This is a genomic window from Geodermatophilus sp. SYSU D00708, assembly GCF_054050115.1.
This window is the reverse complement of the sequence record NZ_JBJGYS010000030.1, coordinates 24,617-40,851: the sequence shown is the minus strand read 5'-3', so window position 1 is coordinate 40,851 and position 16,235 is coordinate 24,617. Positions and strand designations below refer to the sequence as shown.

Annotated in this window: 16 protein-coding genes; 5 read left to right on the top strand and 11 right to left on the bottom strand. The window is 74.0% G+C overall.

The window, feature by feature from the left end:
- The first annotated feature begins 25 nt into the window (after positions 1-25).
- Entirely contained in the window at positions 26-1,648 is a 1,623-nt protein-coding gene (locus tag ACI79D_RS20700) for a protein kinase domain-containing protein (RefSeq protein ID WP_456920372.1), read from the top strand.
- A gap of 2 nt (positions 1,649-1,650) precedes the next feature.
- On the opposite strand, the gene ACI79D_RS20695 is transcribed toward ACI79D_RS20700, so the two are convergent.
- From ACI79D_RS20695 to lpdA, 3 genes are all read right to left on the bottom strand, one after another.
- Complete coding sequence (locus ACI79D_RS20695; protein ID WP_456920371.1) at positions 1,651-2,559, bottom strand: TIGR01777 family oxidoreductase; 909 nt, start codon at positions 2,557-2,559, stop codon at positions 1,651-1,653.
- Positions 2,560-2,631: 72 nt separating this feature from the next.
- Positions 2,632-4,467 carry a 2-oxoglutarate dehydrogenase, E2 component, dihydrolipoamide succinyltransferase gene (sucB, locus tag ACI79D_RS20690; protein ID WP_456920370.1) on the bottom strand — a complete coding sequence of 612 codons (1,836 nt, stop codon included), beginning with the start codon at positions 4,465-4,467 and terminating at the stop codon, positions 2,632-2,634.
- Positions 4,468-4,515: 48 nt separating this feature from the next.
- On the bottom strand, positions 4,516-5,895 hold the full coding sequence (gene lpdA / locus ACI79D_RS20685) for a dihydrolipoyl dehydrogenase (RefSeq protein WP_456920369.1): 1,380 nt from the start codon (positions 5,893-5,895) through the stop codon (positions 4,516-4,518).
- Positions 5,896-6,050: 155 nt separating this feature from the next.
- Between lpdA and ACI79D_RS20680 the strand changes: the two genes are divergently transcribed.
- On the top strand, positions 6,051-6,395 hold the full coding sequence (locus ACI79D_RS20680) for an oxidoreductase (protein ID WP_456920368.1): 345 nt from the start codon (positions 6,051-6,053) through the stop codon (positions 6,393-6,395).
- Positions 6,396-6,459: 64 nt separating this feature from the next.
- On the opposite strand, the gene ACI79D_RS20675 is transcribed toward ACI79D_RS20680, so the two are convergent.
- Positions 6,460-7,968: a leucyl aminopeptidase gene (locus ACI79D_RS20675; RefSeq protein WP_456920366.1), complete on the bottom strand. Its 1,509-nt coding sequence runs from the start codon at positions 7,966-7,968 to the stop codon at positions 6,460-6,462.
- Positions 7,969-8,173: 205 nt separating this feature from the next.
- On the opposite strand from ACI79D_RS20675, the gene gcvT reads away from it, so the two are divergent.
- Entirely contained in the window at positions 8,174-9,292 is a 1,119-nt protein-coding gene (gene gcvT / locus ACI79D_RS20670) for a glycine cleavage system aminomethyltransferase GcvT (protein WP_456920365.1), read from the top strand.
- A 38-nt stretch (positions 9,293-9,330) separates the two neighbouring features.
- Here the strand turns inward: gcvT and ACI79D_RS20665 are convergent, their stop codons facing one another.
- Genes ACI79D_RS20665 through ACI79D_RS20650 form a run of 4 tightly spaced genes read right to left on the bottom strand, consistent with a single transcriptional unit; the run spans position 9,331 to position 11,660 of the window.
- A complete protein-coding gene (locus ACI79D_RS20665; protein ID WP_456920364.1) occupies positions 9,331-10,485 on the bottom strand; it encodes a YihY/virulence factor BrkB family protein in 1,155 nt (384 codons plus the stop codon).
- Between the two features lies 1 nt (position 10,486).
- On the bottom strand, positions 10,487-10,762 hold the full coding sequence (locus ACI79D_RS20660) for a DUF4235 domain-containing protein (protein WP_456920363.1): 276 nt from the start codon (positions 10,760-10,762) through the stop codon (positions 10,487-10,489).
- A complete protein-coding gene (locus ACI79D_RS20655; protein WP_456920362.1) occupies positions 10,759-11,226 on the bottom strand; it encodes a DUF3618 domain-containing protein in 468 nt (155 codons plus the stop codon). The genes ACI79D_RS20660 and ACI79D_RS20655 overlap by 4 nt, the downstream gene beginning before the upstream one ends.
- Positions 11,223-11,660 carry a phage holin family protein gene (locus ACI79D_RS20650; RefSeq protein ID WP_456920361.1) on the bottom strand — a complete coding sequence of 146 codons (438 nt, stop codon included), beginning with the start codon at positions 11,658-11,660 and terminating at the stop codon, positions 11,223-11,225. The genes ACI79D_RS20655 and ACI79D_RS20650 overlap by 4 nt, the downstream gene beginning before the upstream one ends.
- Before the next feature lie 119 nt (positions 11,661-11,779).
- On the opposite strand from ACI79D_RS20650, the gene ACI79D_RS20645 reads away from it, so the two are divergent.
- Positions 11,780-11,992, top strand: a complete 213-nt coding sequence (locus ACI79D_RS20645; protein ID WP_456920360.1) for a hypothetical protein — start codon at positions 11,780-11,782, stop codon at positions 11,990-11,992.
- Between the two features lie 50 nt (positions 11,993-12,042).
- Here the strand turns inward: ACI79D_RS20645 and ACI79D_RS20640 are convergent, their stop codons facing one another.
- A complete protein-coding gene (locus ACI79D_RS20640; protein WP_456920359.1) occupies positions 12,043-13,026 on the bottom strand; it encodes an aldo/keto reductase family protein in 984 nt (327 codons plus the stop codon).
- A gap of 71 nt (positions 13,027-13,097) precedes the next feature.
- Entirely contained in the window at positions 13,098-13,706 is a 609-nt protein-coding gene (locus ACI79D_RS20635) for a DUF3043 domain-containing protein (RefSeq protein ID WP_456920358.1), read from the bottom strand.
- Between the two features lie 145 nt (positions 13,707-13,851).
- On the opposite strand from ACI79D_RS20635, the gene ACI79D_RS20630 reads away from it, so the two are divergent.
- Positions 13,852-14,199 (top strand): HesB/IscA family protein, encoded by a 348-nt coding sequence (locus ACI79D_RS20630; protein WP_456920357.1) that lies wholly within the window; start codon positions 13,852-13,854, stop codon positions 14,197-14,199.
- Between the two features lie 59 nt (positions 14,200-14,258).
- Here ACI79D_RS20630 and asnB read toward each other — a convergent pair whose 3' ends face one another.
- Positions 14,259-16,208 (bottom strand): asparagine synthase (glutamine-hydrolyzing), encoded by a 1,950-nt coding sequence (gene asnB / locus ACI79D_RS20625; RefSeq protein WP_456920356.1) that lies wholly within the window; start codon positions 16,206-16,208, stop codon positions 14,259-14,261.
- Between the last annotated feature and the right edge of the window lie 27 nt (positions 16,209-16,235).

Here is a 16,235-nt window from a genome sequence, read left to right as displayed (position 1 = left end):
TGTCCGGCCGCCTACGGTGCCCGCCATGCCGACCCCCTCGCCCCTCCCCGCGCGCGGACCAGCGGACGCCCCGATCGTCCCCGGGTACCGGCTCGAGCAGCTGCTGGGCCGCGGCGGGTCCGGCGAGGTGTGGCAGGCCGTACCGCGCAGCGGAGGCGACCCGGTCGCGGTGAAGGTCCTCGTCGCAGGCGACCCCGAGCGCCAGGCGCGCGAGGCCACCCTCCTGGGCGAGCTCGACCACCCGCACCTGGTCCGGCTGGTGGAGGTGGTGCACCAACCCCGGCGCGGCGGCCAGCCCCGCGTGGCGCTCGTGCTCGATCTGCTCGCCGGGGGCAGCCTCGCCGCGCTCCTCGCCCGGCGGGGTCGGTTGCGCCCGGGGGAGGTGGTCACCGCGATCGCGCCGGTGGCGGCCGCGCTCGCGCACGCACACGACCGCGGGGTCGTGCACGGCGACCTGTCACCCGGCAACATCGTCTTCACCGGTGAGGGCCGCCCGGTGCTGACCGACCTCGGGGTGGCTCGGGTCCTGGGAGAGGACGCCGCGGCCGAGGTGACACCCGCCTACGTCGACCCCACCGTCGCCCGCGGTGGTGCACCGGGCCCGGCGTCGGACGTCTTCGGCGTGGCCGCGGCGGCGTTCCACGCGCTGACCGGCGTCGCCCCGTGGAACGCCGCCACCCCGGCCGACACGCTGCGGGTGGCCGCGACCGGCCGGCTGCCCGACCTCGACGAGCTGGCACCGGAGGCCCCGCCGGAGCTGCGGGCGGTGATCGCGCGAGGGCTGTCGGCCGAGCCGCACGAGCGCGGTTCGGCGGCGGCGTTCGCTCTCGACCTGCGGCACGCCTGCCGGCCGGAGCCGGTGCGGCTGCCGGCTCCCGGGGTCGCCGACGCGGACCTGGGACGGACCGGCCGGGGTCCGCGGACGGAGCTGACCCACCAGGTCCCCGGCCGGCACCGCCGTCCTCCCGAGCCGGAGGGGCAGTCGGGCCGGACGCGCCGCGTTCCGGGTGCCGCCGTCCGTGCACGGCTGCGAGCCGGCGGCGCGACGGCACGCACGGCCGGGGGCGTGGCCGTCGTCGTCGCCGTCCTGGGCCTGGTGCTGTGGCTCGGCGGGTCGTGGGGCGAGCCCTCGGGTCCCTCGCCCGCGGCGGCCCCGGCCCAGCTCGCCGGCCGGGCGGCGACCTCGAACCCGACGGCCGGGACCCCGACCGAGGGGACCGCACCGGACCAGGGGACGGCGCACCCGACGTCGGACGAGGAGTGGACCGAGGTGCTGGGCGGCCTCTACGCCGCCCGGGCAGCGGCGTTCCGGACGGGGTCGGCCGAGCTGCTCGACCGGGTCCACGTCGCCGGCAGCGCGCTGCTCACCACCGACCGGGACACCGTCACGGCCCTGGACGCCGCGGGGGAGCGGCTGCGCGGCTTCGCCCCCGTGGTGGTGCGGGCCTCGCTGGCGGATGAGCCGGCCAAGGGCGCGGTGACGCTGGACGTCGTCGACCGGTGGCCGGCCTACGAGGTGGTCGCGGCCGCGGAGCAGGAGGGCCCGGCGCTGCGGACGGTGGAGGGCCGCGGTGAGGCGAGCGTGCGGATGGTCCTGCGGGAGACCGACCGGGGCTGGCGGATCGAGCGGGCGGAGCGGACCGCGTGAGCTCAGCCCCGGTCGAGGGCCGCGCGCAGCGCCGACTCGAGATCGAGGTGGGTCCACCGGAACCCGGCGGCCGTGAGCTTCGCGGGGACGGCCCGTTGGCCGGCCAGCACGCCGGTGCGGCCGAACTCGCCCAGCGCGAGGGAGAGCGCCAGGCGGGGGACAGGGAGCACCGCCGGTCGGTGGACCACGCTCGCCAGCTCCCGCACGAACTCGGCGTTGGTCACGGGAGTGGGGCCGGTGAGGTTGACCGGACCGGAGACGTCCGCCGTCAGCAGGAACCGGATGGCCGCGACCTCGTCGGTCAGGCCGATCCACGGCCAGTACTGCCGACCCGAGCCCATCCGGCCGCCCAGACCTGCCCGGAAGACCGTGCCGAGGATCCGCACCAGTGGAGCACCCCGGCCGACGACCAGGCCCGTGCGCAGCTGCGCCACGCGGACCCCGGCCTCGGCCGCGGGCGCCGTCGCCGCTTCCCACTCGACGCAGAGCCGGGCCAGGAAGTCGCTGCCCGCGGGCGCGTCCTCGTCGACGGTGCGGTCGCCGGTGTCGCCGTAGTAGCCCACCCCGGACGCCGACAGCAACACCCGCGGTCGGCCCGGGTCGGCCGCGACGGCGTCGGCGAGGGCCCGGCTGACCGTGCTCGTGCTGTCCAGCCGGCTGGTCCGCAGCTGCTCCTTGTAGCCCGAGGTCCAGGGCCGGGGGCGGATCGGGGTGCCGGCGAGGTTCACCACCGCGTCGACGTCGGAGAGCAGCGCCGGGTCGATCCGCCGGTGCTGGGGGTCCCACCGGTGCTCGTCGGCGGTCCGTGGCGTGCGCCGGACCAGCCGCAGGACGTCGTGCCCGTCAGCGCGCAGGAGCGTGACCAGCTGGGAGCCGATCAGCCCGGAGGAGCCGGTGACCGCGACCTTCATCTGTCTCCTCCGCACACGGTGCCGGAACGCGATCGGGGCCCCGGCGGTCGCCGGGGCCCCGATCGGGATGGATCAGGCGAGGCCGAGCTCGCCGTGGAACTGACCGGCCTCCAGCCGCTCCTTCACGGTGCCGAGGAAGCGGGCGGCGTCGGCGCCGTCGACGATCCGGTGGTCGTAGGTCAGCGCGAGGTAGACCATCGACCGGACCGCGATGACCTCACCGAGGTCGGGGTCCTGGACGACGACCGGGCGCTTCACCACGGTGCCGGTGCCGAGGATGGCGACCTGCGGCTGGTTGATGATCGGCGTGTCGAACAGCGCGCCCCGGCTACCGGTGTTGGTCAGCGTGAACGTGCCGCCACCGAGCTCGTCCGGGGTGACCTTGTTGGTGCGGGTCCGCTCGGCCAGGTCGGCGATCTTGCGGGACAGGCCGCCGAGGCTGAGGTCACCGGCGTCCTTGATGACCGGCACCAGCAGGCCGCGCTCGGTGTCCACCGCGATGCCGAGGTTCTCGGAGTCGTGGTAGGTCACCGTGCCGGCCTCGAGGTCGATCGAGGAGTTCACGGCCGGGTGGGCCTTGAGCGCCTCGACCGCCGCCTTGGCGAAGAACGGCAGGAAGGACAGCTTGACGCCCTCGCGGGCCTCGAAGTCCCGCTTGGCCCGGTCCCGCAGCCGCGCGATGGCGGTGACGTCGGCCTCGACCACCGTGGTCAGCTGGGCGCTGACCGCCAGGGACTCGACCATCCGCCGGGCGATGACCGACCGCAGCCGGGAGAGCTTCTCGGTGCGGCCGCGCAGCGAGGTGTCCGGCATGGCCGCGGGCGACGGCTTGGGCGCGGCCCGGCCGGCCTCGGCCGGAGCGGCCTCGGGAGCCGGGGCGGCGGCCTGCTCGGCCGCGGCGAGGACGTCCTGCTTGCGGATCCGGCCGCCCACGCCCGTCCCCGAGACCGAGGACAGGTCCACGCCACGCTCGGCGGCCAGGCGGCGCACCAGCGGGGTGACGTACTGACCGCCACCGTCGCCACCGGCCGCCGGGGCTGCCGGCGCGGAGGCCGGGGCCTGGGGAGCGACCGCGGCCGCGGGGGAGGGAGCCGACGTCGGCGACTGCGCAGGCAGGGCACCGCTGGAGCCGTAGTCCGCACCGGGGGTCTCGGTGGCGGGCTTCGCCGTCTCGGGCTCCTGGGCCCGAGGCTGCGGCTGCTGGGGCTCCGGCTGCTGGGCGGGGGCCGCGGGCGCCGGGGCGGGAGCCCCGCCGCCGGAGGCGCCGGCCGACCCGATCACCGCCAGCTGGGCGCCGACCTCGACGGTCTCGTCCTCGTTGACCGAGATCGACAGCAGCGTGCCGGAGGCCGGGGCCGGGATCTCGGTGTCGACCTTGTCGGTCGACACCTCGAGCAGCGGCTCGTCCGCGGTGACCTCGTCACCGACGGACTTCAGCCAGCGGGTGACCGTGCCCTCGGTGACGCTCTCGCCGAGCGCCGGCATGGTCACCGGGGTGCCCTCACCGCCACCCTGACCGCCGTCGCCGGCGGGCTGCGCGGGCGCCGGCTCGGCCGGCTGGGCCTCCGGCTCGGCAGCCGGGCCCGCGTCCTGGACCTGCTCGACGGGGGTCTGCGGCGTCGTGTCGGCGTCCTCGGCCGAGGCCGGGCCACCGGACGCGGCACCGTCGCCGTCCCCGCCGATGATGGCCAGTTCGGCGCCGACCTCCACGGTCTCGTCCTCGGCGACCAGGATCTTGCTCAGCACGCCGGCGGCCGGCGACGGGATCTCGGTGTCGACCTTGTCGGTCGACACCTCGAGGAGGGGCTCGTCGGCCTCGACCTGCTCACCCTCCTGCTTGAGCCATCGAGTGACCGTGCCCTCGGTGACGCTCTCGCCCAGGGCGGGCATGGTGACGGACGTCGGCATCGGGGGAGGGCTCCTTCTCGCGCTGGGTGGGTGGGGTGTGGAACAGGGTCAGCCGTGCACGTGCAGGGGCTTGCCGGCCAGCGCGAGGTGCGCCTCGCCGAGGGCCTCGCTCTGCGTCGGGTGCGGGTGGATGAGGCTGGCGACGTCGTCGGCCTCTGCCTCCCAGTTGTAGATCAGCTGGGCCTCGGCGATGAGCTCGCCCACCCGGCTGCCGACCATGTGCACGCCGAGGACCGGGCCGTCGACGGCCGCGACGAGCTTGACGGCACCGGCGGTCTTGAGGATCTGGCTGCGGCCGTTGCCGCCGAGGTCGTAGTTGAGGACCTTGACCTCGCCGTACTTCTCCTTCGCCTGCGCCTCGGTGAGGCCGACGGAGGCCACCTCCGGGTCGGAGTAGGTGATCCGCGGGACGCCGGCGTAGTCGATCGGCGCGGGGTTGAGCCCGGCCAGCCGCTCGGCGACGAGGATGCCCTCGGCGAAGCCGACGTGGGCCAGCTGGAGGGTCGGGATCAGGTCGCCGACGGCGGAGATCGTGGGCACGTTGGTGCGGCAGTACTCGTCGACGAGGACGTAGCCGCGCTCCATGGCCACCCCGGCCTCCTCGTAACCGAGGCCCTGGCTGACCGGGCCGCGGCCGACGGCGACGAGCAGCAGCTCGGCCTCGAACTCCTTGCCGTTCTCCAGGGAGACCTTGACGCCGTTCTCGGTGTTCTGGACGCCGGAGAAGCGGCTGCCCAGCTCGAACCCGATCTTGCGGCGGCGGAAGGCACGCTCCAGCAGCTTGGAGGAGGCCTCGTCCTCGAGCGGGACCAGGTGGGGGAGGGCCTCGATGATGGTGACGTCGACGCCGAAGGACTTCCAGGCGCTGGCGAACTCGCAGCCGATGACGCCGCCGCCCAGGATGATCGCCGAGGCGGGCACCCGGTCCATGTTCAGGGCGTGGTCGCTGGTGATGACCCGGTTGCCGTCGATCTCGAGGCCGGGCAGCGAGCGCGCGTAGGAGCCGGTGGCGAGCAGGACGTGCTTGCCCTCGTAGCGCTGCCCGTTGGCCTCGACGGCGGTCGGCGAGACCAGCCGGCCCTCGCCCTCGACGTAGGTGATCTTGCGGCTCTTGATCAGGCCCTGCAGCCCCTTGTACAGCCGGGAGATGACCCCGTCCTTGTAGCTGTTGACGCCGTCCATGTCGATGCCGGCCAGGGACGTCTTCACGCCGAACTGCTCGCCCTCGCGGGCCAGGTCGGCGACCTCACCGGCGTGCAGCAGCGCCTTCGTGGGGATGCAGCCCCGGTGGAGGCAGGTGCCGCCGACCTTGTCGCGCTCGATGAGGACGACGGACATGCCGAGCTCGGCCGCACGCAACGCGGCGGCGTAGCCACCCGAGCCACCACCGAGGATGACCAGGTCGGCGGGCGAGGTGGGTGCGCTCACGAGATCTCCTCGAATGCTGGTGTCCCGGCCGTACACACGGACGGGGGATGGTCCATGGCTCATCCTGCCACTCCGGGAACGCGGAGGCCGAGAGCACCGTTGCCAGCGCGGACGTCGCGGCGCGAGGCGGGCGCCTCGGGGCACGAGGAGGACGGATGGGGCTGTTCGGGCGGAAGCGCAACCGGGCACGGCGCAGCGACGGAGGCCGGCCCGCCACCCTGGACCGCGGCGCCGCGCGGGCGGACCTCGCCCACCTGGAGCAGTTCGTCGCCACCCGCCGCGGCGTGGAGGGCTACGTGGAGCCCCGCACCGCGGTCACCGAGACGACGATCGTGCTGGTCGCCGCCGACGGTGAGTGGACCCGGCGGCGGATCGACGGCCCCGACACCGCGCGCCGGCTGTCCCGCGACCTCGGCGTCCCGGTGTACGACGCCCAGGTCACCGGCTACCCCCAGCGCATGCGCGACTGGTCGTCCCGCCAGCGCGACGGCCGCGGTTGAGCGGCGGCACGGGCGGGGAGCGGGACCGGCCGCGGCCCGGGATCTCGGACCGCGGCCGGCGTCGTCACTCGGCGATGAGGTCCTCGATCGTCGCCAGCAGCGTGCGCACGGGGACGCCGGTGCCGCCCTTGGGCGTGTAGCCCCACGGCGCGCCGGTGTTGTAGCTGGGCCCGGCGATGTCGATGTGCGCCCACGGCAGCCCGGCCGGCACGAACTCGGCCAGGAAGTGGGCGCCGACCAGCATGCCGCCCATCCGGTCGAGGTTGGCGTTGACGAAGTCTGCGACGGGGGAGTCGATGCCCTTGCGCAGCTCGGCCGGCATCGGCATCGGCCACATCGGCTCACCGCTGCGGCGGCTGGCGGCCACGACGGCGTCGCGGAGGTCGTCGCTGCCCATGACGCCCGCGGTGCGGGTGCCGAGCGCGACCAGCTGCGCCCCGGTGAGGGTCGAGGTCTCCAGCAGGTGGTCGGGGGAGTCCTCGGCGGCGCGCGCGATCGCGTCGGCCAGGACGACGCGGCCCTCGGCGTCGGTGTTGGTGATCTCCGCCTTCTTGCCGTTGCGGAAGGTCACCACGTCGGCCGGGCGGTAGGCCGTGCCGCTGGGCAGGTTCTCCGCGATCGGCACGGTGGCGGTGACCTCGACCGGCAGGCCGAGCTCCGCGACCAGGCAGACGGTGGCGATCACGGCGGCGGCGCCGGCCATGTCGCTGGTCATGTGGTGCATGTTCAGCGCCGGCTTGATCGACAGGCCGCCGCTGTCGAAGGTGATGCCCTTGCCGATGAGGGCGATCTTCTTGCGCGCCTTCTTGCCGGAGTAGGTCAGCCGCAGCAGGCGGGGCTTGCGCACCGAGCCGCCACCGACGGCGAGGATGCCCCCGTAGCCCCCGGCCGCGAGGGCCTGCTCGTCGAGCACCTCGACCTTGAGCCCCGCCTTCTTCCCGGCGGCCGCGCCGCGGTCGGCGAGCTCGGCCGGGAAGAGGTCGTTCGGTGGGGTGTTGACCAGGTCGCGGACCAGGGTCACCGCGTCGGCGACGGCGCGGGCGCGGGCCAGCGCGGCCCGGGCCTCACCGGCGGCGGGCACGACGACGGCGAACTCCCGCGGCGGGGTGGGCCGGCCGTCGAGGGCGGACTTGTAGGCGGTGAACTCGTAGGCCCCGAGGAGGTGGCCCTCCCCGACGGCGTGCAGGCGCAGCTCGTCCGGCGTCCCCCCGACGGCCGCGAGCAGGCTGACGACCGAACCGCGGCCGGACAGGGCGCGGCTGGCCGCGCCCGCGGCCCGACGGACCGCCTCGGCGGGGTAGCCCCCCGCGGCCTCGGGTGCGCCCAGGCCCACCGCGGCGACGACGGGGAACGAGCCCTGCCCGAGGGCGGCCACGCGGGTCACCTCGTCCTCCCCGCCCCGGGCCCCGAGGTCGGCCAGCGCCGGCAGCAGCCGGCCACCGAGCAACCGGTCCACGGCCTCCGCACCGGGGGTGGGCAGCGGGCCGTCGGGGCCCTTGCCGACGCCGACGACGACGGCGTCGGCAGAGAGCTTCTCGAGCGGGCGGTCGGTGGCGGTGATCGTCGGCGGCACCGCTCGATCCTAGAAGGACCCCCGTGCTCCCCACGCCTCGCAGGCTCGGCGCGGGCCCCTGCACAGGGGCCGCGTGCCCTCCACGCCTCGCAGGCTCGGCGCGGGCCCCTGCACGGGGCCGCCGTGCCCCCCCGCCTCGCAGGCTCGGCGCGGGCCCTGCGACAGGGGCCGCCCGGTACCCGTGACGGGCGCTAGCGTGCCGAGCGTGACCCCGCGGACCTCCCCTCTGCACGAACGGCACCTCGCGGCCGGCGCCAAGATGGCCGACTTCGGTGGCTGGACCATGCCGATCGAGTACGCCGGCGGCGGTGTGCTGGCCGAGCACGAGGCGGTCCGGACCGGGGTCGGGCTGTTCGACGTCTCGCACCTGGGGACGGTCACCGTGCGCGGGCCGGGCGCGGCCGCCTTCGTGGACTCGTGCCTGACCAACGACCTGTCCCGCATCGGCCGGGGACAGGCGCAGTACACGATGTGCTGCCTGCCGGACGGCGACCCGCGGGCCGGCGGCGTCGTCGACGACCTGATCGCCTACCTGCACGGGCCCGACGACGTCCTGCTGGTGCCGAACGCCGCCAACGCCGCCGAGGTGGTGGCCCGGCTGACCGACGCCGCGCCCGCCGGGGTGACCGTCACCGACCGGCACACCGAGGTCGCCGTCCTGGCGGTGCAGGGTCCGAAGTCGGCGCAGGTGCTGTCCTTCCTCGGCCTGCCCGGCGAGCTGGCGTACATGTCCTTCGTGACCGGCACCGGTGGGGGGAAGGCCGAGGTGACCGTGTGCCGGACCGGCTACACCGGCGAGCACGGGTACGAGCTGCTGGTCTCCGCCGAGCGGGCCGGCGAGCTGTGGGACGTGCTGGTCGACGTCGGCCGGGACGAGGGCCTGCGGTTGTGCGGCCTCGGTGCCCGCGACACGTTGCGCACCGAGATGGGCTACCCGCTGCACGGGCACGAGCTCTCGCCCGACATCACGCCCAGCCAGGCCCGCGCGGGCTGGGCGGTCGGGTGGCACAAGCCGGCGTTCTGGGGTCGCGAGGCGCTGGTGGCGGAGAAGGAGCGCGGCCCGGCGCGGCTGCTGTGGGGACTGCGCGCCACCGGCCGGGGGATCCCGCGGCCGGGGATGGCGGTCCTCGACGCCGGTGGCTCGCGGGTCGGCGAGGTCACCAGCGGCACGTTCTCCCCGACGCTGCGGACCGGCATCGCCCTCGCCCTGCTGGACGCCGCCGCCGGGGTCGCCGAGGGCGCCGAGTTGGCCGTGGACGTGCGCGGGCGGCCGCAGGCCGTGGAGGTCGTGCGGCCGCCCTTCGTGCCCTCGCACGTGCGTTGAGCCAGGCTCCCCGTCCAGAGGCGGGACGGGGGCGCCGGCTACCTGCGCGTCGGGTCCTTGTCCTCCTTGGTCGGCTCGGGCCGCTCGGGGAGGGTGTCGGCGACCACCGCGTCGCGCTCGCCCATCGGCCGCGGCTCCCCGGAGGTGGTGTCCTGCGCCGTCTGGTGCTCGGCCTCGGAGTTGATCTCCGCACCGAGCAGGACCAGGTAACAGGTGAGGTACAGCCACAGCATCAACACGATGACGCCGGCGATCGCACCGTAGGTCTTGTTGTAGGACCCGAAGTTGTCGACGTAGAAGCTGAACCCCACGCTGACGATCGCCCACACGATGGTGACGAAGATCGACCCCAGGCTCACCCAGCGCAGCCGAGGCGCGTCGCGGTCGGGCGCGACCCGGTACACCACGGCCAGCCCGCCGGCGAAGACGGCGAGCAGCAGCACCCACCGGACCACCTGGGCGAGGATGGTCCCCACCACCCCCAGGGGCAGCGCCTCGAGCACCGCCGGGACGACGGCGAGCAGCGCGAACGCGACCAGGACGAAGACGATGGCGCCGAAGGTCAGCAGGAGCGAAACCGCCTTCTGCTTGACGAAGCCGCGGGTCTCCACCTCGTCGTAGGCCAGGTTCACCGCCGTCATCAGGTTGCCGACACCGCCGGAGGCGCTCCACAGCGCCGCGAGGATGGACACGATCAGCCCGACGGTCAGCGCGCCGCCGCTGTTCTGGACGACGGCGTTGAGCTGGGTCCCGATGGTGTCCGAGGCGCTCTCCGGCAACTGCGCCGAGAGGTCCTCGACCTGCTGGGCCACCGTCTCCGGAGAGGCGACCAGGCCGTACAGCGAGATCGCGGCGATCAGCGCGGGGAAGATCGCCAGGAAGCCGAAGAAGGCGACGCCGCCGGCGATGATCGGCATGTTGTCGGCCTTGTTCTCCGCCCAGGCCCGCTTGACGACCTGCTTCCAGCCGCGCAGCGGGATCTGGGTCGGCTTCTCCGCGTTGATCCCCGGCAGCGACCGCTCGTCGAGGCCACCGTGTGCCCCGGGAGCGGGGTCGGGGCGGCCGCGCTCCCCGCTGCCCTGTCCGGTGCCCTGACGGGCGGCCTCGGCCGCGGCCGCTCGCCGGGCCGCCTTCTCCTCGACCCGCTGGCGGATGCGGTCGACCGCGCTGTCGTGTGATCGGGTGCCGGACACGTCAGTCGCCCGGCCAGCTGCCGGTCAGCTTGGTGAACCCGCGGGCACCGAGCCGGTCGATGGCGGCCTTGGTCGCTGCGAAGATCGCGCCCTGCAGGGCGGCGGCGAGCACGACCTCCCGCATCCGGTACTCGCTCTGCAGGGCGTCGGGTGCGTCCTCCTCGTGGGAGACCCGCTTCCACACCTGCTTGAAGATCGCGCCGGACACGACGCCGGCGAGGATGCCGCCGAGCAGGCCGATCGGGCGGTAGACGAGCTTGGCTCCCTTGCTGCTCACTTCGTCCTCCTCGCGGCCCGGCGGGCCTTCTTCACCTTGGCGGCCCGGCGGGCCTGCTTGGCCTTGGCGGCCCGGCGGGCCTCCTTCGACCTCTTCGCCGCTGCCTTGCGGGCGGCCTTCTGAGCGGCGGCGCGGCGTGCGGCCACGGCCTTGACCTCACGCCTGGCCGCTCGCGCCGCCTTCCGGCGGTCCTTGGTCCTACTGCGCCAGAGGACCAGCCCGACGAGGGAGGCCAGGCCGGCGCCGGCGCCGATGACGGTGGGCGGGCTCTCGCGGTAGGTCTCGACGGCGGTGTCCCGGGCGCGGAAGGCGCCCTCCCGGGCGCGGGCCGGGACGTCGAGGCGGTGCGAGAGCTCGTCGACGGTGCGGCTGAGCTGCTCGCGGGTGGCCTCGATGTCGGCCTTGATGGCGTCGGGGTCGCGCGGGGCGGTGTCGTCCGCCCCGGAGCTGGTCGGGGTGCTCACCGGCGTGCACTCTCCTTCACCGTCGCGATGTCGGCCTTGGTGCTCGCGATCGCCTGGGTCGGCACCGGCGGCGTGGCCTTCTGCACGTCCTTCTTGCCGACCAGGGCCAGGACGCCGGCGACCAGGAACAGCACCACCGTGACGATCAGCGCCGCCGCCCAGGCCGGCAGCGCGAGGTCCAGCAGGAGGATCGCGGTGGCCACCATGGCGGCGGCGCCGAGGAAGGCGAACAGCCCCGCGCCGCCGAACAGGCCCGCGCCGACACCCAGCCGCTTGGCCTTCTGCGTGACCTCGGCCTGTGCGAGCCGGGCCTCGTCGCGGACCAGCCGGGAGATCTGCTCGGTGAGCTGGCCGATGAGCTGGCCGGTCGAGGCGTCCTCGGGGGTGGGTGGGGGTGCGGTCGCGCGGGTCGCACCCGTGGCGGGCTGGGTCATCGGTCCTCCGGTCCTGGTCTGGACGGTCGATGACTCCACATGCCCGCGACGCTGGCCGGGGTAACCCGGGGTCGGGTCGCACTCCGGCAACGGCCGGCCGGGTCACTAGCCTCGGCGGCATGGGTTGGTACTGGCGGCTGGAGGACCCCTCGGGGGCGGAGGTCGACGCGGAGTCGGTGGGTGTCGTCGTCCCGGACTCGGAGAACCAGGGCGATGCGGAGTCGTGGCTCGGCGAGCACTGGCGGGTGCTGCTCGAGCGCGGCGTGGCCACGGTCACGCTCTTCGACGGCGACCAGGAGGTCTACGGCCCGATGGGGCTGGCCGCCACCTGATGCGGAGTGGGAGGGACGCGTGATCCGCGCCCTCCCACTCCGCAGCGGCGTCAGCCGCGGGCGGTCTTGGCGGGATCGCGCTCGACGACGTCGCTGAGCACCTCGTCGATCCGCGCCAGGACGTCGGCGTCCAGCCGCACCCCGGCCGCCTGGACGTTGTCCTGCACCTGCTCCGGCCGCGTGGCGCCGATGATCGCGGCGGCCACGTTCTCGTTCTGCAGCACCCAGGCCACTGCGAGCTGGGCCATGGACAGGCCCAGGCCCTCGGCGATCGGCCGCAGCTCCTGCACGCGGGTCAGGACGTCGTCCCGGAGGAACCGCTGCATCGACCCGCCGGCCTCCGCGTGCCCGCCGCGGCTGTCGCTCGGGGGCTGCTGACCGGGCAGGTACTTGCCGGTGAGCACACCCTGCGCCAGCGGCGACCACACGATCTGCGACAGTCCCTCCTTCTCGGAGGTGGGGACGACCTCGTCCTCGATGACCCGCCACAGCATCGAGTACTGCGGCTGGTTGCTGATCAGCTGGACGCCAAGGTCGCGCGCCAGGGCGGCACCCGCGGCGATCTCGTCGGCGCGCCACTCGGAGACGCCGATGTAGAGGACCTTGCCCGCCCGCACGAGGTCGGCGAAGGCGGTCATCGTCTCCTCCAGGGGCACCGTGGGGTCGTACCGGTGCGCCTGGTAGAGGTCCACGTAGTCGGTCTGCAGCCGGCGCAGCGACGCGTGGCAGCTCTCGACGATGTGCTTGCGGCTCAGCCCGCGGTCGTTCTGTCCGGGGCCGGTGGGCCAGTAGACCTTGGTGAAGACCTCCAGGCCCTCGCGGCGCTGACCGGCCAGCGCCCGGCCGAGCACCGACTCGGCGCGGGTGCCGGCGTAGACGTCGGCGGTGTCGAACGTGGTGATGCCGGCGTCGAGGGCGGCCCGCACGCAGGCGTGTGCGGCGTCCTCCTCGACCTGGCCGCCGTGCGTGAGCCAGTTGCCGTAGGCGATCGCGGAGATGGTCAGGCCGGAACGGCCCAGTCGTCGGAATTCCACGGATCCCGACGCTATAAGGACCCGTCCTCCTCACGCCTCGCGGGCTCGGCGCGAGCCTCCGGACGGGGCCGTCAGACGTCGGCGCCGAGTGCCACCTCGGGCTTGGGGAAGCGCCAGCGGCGGACCATCGTGGCCCGGCTGACGCCGTACCAGATCAGCCCCCGCATCTTGTGGTCCTGGCCCGGGAAGCGCTCGAGCACCTTCTTCTTGATCCGCCGGCCGAGGAAGACCGAGTCGACGATGATCACCAGGAAGAAGAGGAACCACACGAAGACCGTGTAGCTCTGCACCGCGGGGTTGGGGATGAAGTAGCCCGCCAGCACGAGCGCGGCCACGACGAGGAAGAAGCTGCCGGCGTTGCGCCGGGCGTCGACGACGTCGCGCACGAGCTTGCGCACCGGACCGCGGTCGCGGACGGGCAGGTAGCTGTCATCGCCGCGCAGCGCCCCGGAGCGGGCGGCGGTGCGCTGGGCGGCCTGCTGCTCGCGCATCCGCTTGTAGGCCTCCTTGCGCGTGGTGGGAGGCGGCGGGGGAGGCCCGGGACGGCGACCCTGGGCCTCGCTGCGCTTGGGTGTGGGCCGGCCCTTGCCGGAGGCCTTCACCAGCTGGGTGGCGAGGTCGTCGTCGGCGGCGGGCGCGGTCTCGGCGCGGTCCTTGCGCCCGGGCAGGCGGAGCTTCACGCCCCGAGTCTACGTGTGACCTCCGTCGTCCCCGGTTCCTGCGGGCATCCGCGCCGTACAGTGGGAAGACGCTCCGCTCCGGCGGTGTTGACGTGCTGCAGGACGTGCCGCAGCAGGCACCCTCGAACGTGGGAGGACAACCAACATGACGGTGCAGGACACCGCAGCGACCGGCGTGATCCTGAGCGACCCCGCCGCCTCGAAGGTCAAGGCGCTGCTCGACCAGGAGGGCCGCGACGACCTGCGGCTGCGCATCGCCGTCCAGCCCGGCGGCTGCTCCGGCCTGCGTTACCAGCTCTTCTTCGACGAGCGATTCCTCGACGGCGACCAGACCTACGAGTTCGGTGGCGTCGAGGTCATCGTCGACCGGATGAGCGGCCCCTACCTCGGTGGCGCCGTGATCGACTTCGTCGACACGATCGAGAAGCAGGGCTTCACGATCGACAACCCGAACGCGCAGGGCTCCTGCGCCTGCGGCGACTCCTTCCACTGAGCCGCCACGACTGAACGACACAGTGCCCGGTCCCTCTCGGGGACCGGGCACTGTCGTGTTCAGAGCCTGACCGGGTAGACGGTCTCGGGGATCTCCGGGCGGATCCGCTCCTCGACGAAGATCCCGTGCCAGACCATGAAGACCAGCACCTCCCACACCTGGCGGGCGATGCGCTTGCTGGGCACCTCCGCCTGGCGCAGCCGGTCGAGCAGCCCGAGGACGTGCGCGCGGTCGAGCCACTCGTCGGTCTGGCTGGCGACGACCATCTCGCGCGCCCACTCGTGCAGGGGGCCGGCGAGGAAGTCCGCCGTCGGCACGGGGAAGCCGAGCTTGCGCCGGTGCAGGATCGACGGCGGGACGATCTGCTCCATCGCGCGGCGCAGCGCGTACTTGGTGGCCCCCGCCCGGTCCCCGGAGCCGCCCCGCGGGACGCGCTCGTCGAGCGGGATGGTGCTGGCCAGCGCGAACACCTCGGGGTCGAGGAAGGGCACCCGCAGCTCGAGGGAGTTGGCCATGGTCATCTTGTCGGCCTTGACCAGGATGTCCCCGCGCAACCAGGTGAACAGGTCGACGTACTGCATGGCCGTCACGTCGTCGTAGCCGGCCTCGCGGGTCTGCCGGTAGAGGTCCTCGGTGACCGTGACGTGGGACAGGTCCGCGTCGTGGCCGCGCATGAGTGCGGCCAGCTCGGCGGGGGAGAAGTTCCGCGCGTTGCCGTAGTAGCGCTCCTCCAGCGGGATCGACGCCCGGCGCAGCAGGTCCTTGCCGCGCATCCCCTCGGGCAGCCGCCCGGAGACGCCGGCCATCGCACGCTTGGCGAACTGCGGGAGCCGCTCGGCCCAGGCCAGGCTCAGCGGCTCCCGGTAGATCGTGTAGCCGCCGAAGAGCTCGTCGGCGCCCTCGCCGGAGAGCACCACCTTGACGTGCTTGCGGGCCTCGCGGGCCACGAAGTACAGCGGCACGAGCGCCGGGTCGGCGACCGGGTCGTCGAGGTACCAGACCACCTCGGGGATGGCCGCGGCGAACTGCTCGGCGTCGATGACCACCGGCACGTGCTTCACCCCGAGGGTGGCCGCGGACTCCGCGGCGATGTCCACCTCGGACGTCGACTCCCGCTCGAAGCCCACCGTGAAGGTGAGCAGGTCGGGGTTGTACCGGTGGGCCAGCGCCGCGATCGCGGTGGAGTCGATGCCGCTGGAAAGGAACGAGCCCACGGTGACGTCGGCGCGCATGTGCTTGGCGACCGACTCGTCGAGGGCCGCGGCGATGCGGTCGTAGAGGTCCTGCTCCCGGCCCTTGGTCACCGGCTGCGGGCGGAAGGCCGGGTGGAAGTAGCGGCTGGTGTGCAGCTCGCCGTCCACCACGGTGAAGCTGGTGCCGCTCTCGATGCGGCGGATGCCCCGGTGCAGCGTCGCCGGCTCGGGGACGTACTGCAGTGTCAGGTAGTGCTGGAGCGACGCCGGGTCCACCCCGCCGGCCGCCTCGCTGCCGCCCAGCATCTCCAGCACGGCCTTCTTCTCCGAGCTGAAGACCAGCCCGCCGTCGGCGAGCCGGGCGGTGAACAGCGGCTTGATGCCGAAGGGGTCGCGGGCACCGAACGCCGTCCGGGTGGAGGTGTCCCAGATGACGAAGGAGAACATGCCGCGCAGCCTGCGGACGACGTCCTGACCCCACAGGTGGTAGCCGGCGACGATGGTCTCGGTGTCGCCGTGCGTGGTGAGCTCCGCGCCGGCGGCGGCCAGTTCCTCGCGCAGCTCGAGGTAGTTGTAGATCTCGCCGTTGAACAGGATCCGGTAGCGGTCCCCGGCGTAGGGGAGCGGCTGCGGGCTGCCCTCGAGGTCGATGATCGACAGCCGGTTGAAGCCGAGCACCACGCGGGAGTCCGACCACACCGCGGTGTCGTCGGGCCCGCGGTGGTGCAGGCAGTGCAGGGCGTCCTGGACGCCCGTCACGTGGGAGTCGCCGACCCGGTCGGCGTCGGTGGACAGGTAGGCCAGCAGGCCGCACATGAGGCGCAGGTCTCCGGGGGTCGGCTC

Coding starts and splice junctions, on each gene's coding strand:
- ACI79D_RS20695 (WP_456920371.1), bottom strand. CDS start 2,559: ATGAAGGTCGCGGTCACCGGCTCCTCCGGGCTGATCGGCTCCCAGCTG.
- ACI79D_RS20680 (WP_456920368.1), top strand. CDS start 6,051: ATGGGGCTGTTCGGGCGGAAGCGCAACCGGGCACGGCGCAGCGACGGA.
- ACI79D_RS20645 (WP_456920360.1), top strand. CDS start 11,780: ATGGGTTGGTACTGGCGGCTGGAGGACCCCTCGGGGGCGGAGGTCGAC.
- sucB (WP_456920370.1), bottom strand. CDS start 4,467: ATGCCGACGTCCGTCACCATGCCCGCCCTGGGCGAGAGCGTCACCGAG.
- ACI79D_RS20650 (WP_456920361.1), bottom strand. CDS start 11,660: ATGACCCAGCCCGCCACGGGTGCGACCCGCGCGACCGCACCCCCACCC.
- asnB (WP_456920356.1), bottom strand. CDS start 16,208: ATGTGCGGCCTGCTGGCCTACCTGTCCACCGACGCCGACCGGGTCGGC.
- ACI79D_RS20700 (WP_456920372.1), top strand. CDS start 26: ATGCCGACCCCCTCGCCCCTCCCCGCGCGCGGACCAGCGGACGCCCCG.
- ACI79D_RS20630 (WP_456920357.1), top strand. CDS start 13,852: ATGACGGTGCAGGACACCGCAGCGACCGGCGTGATCCTGAGCGACCCC.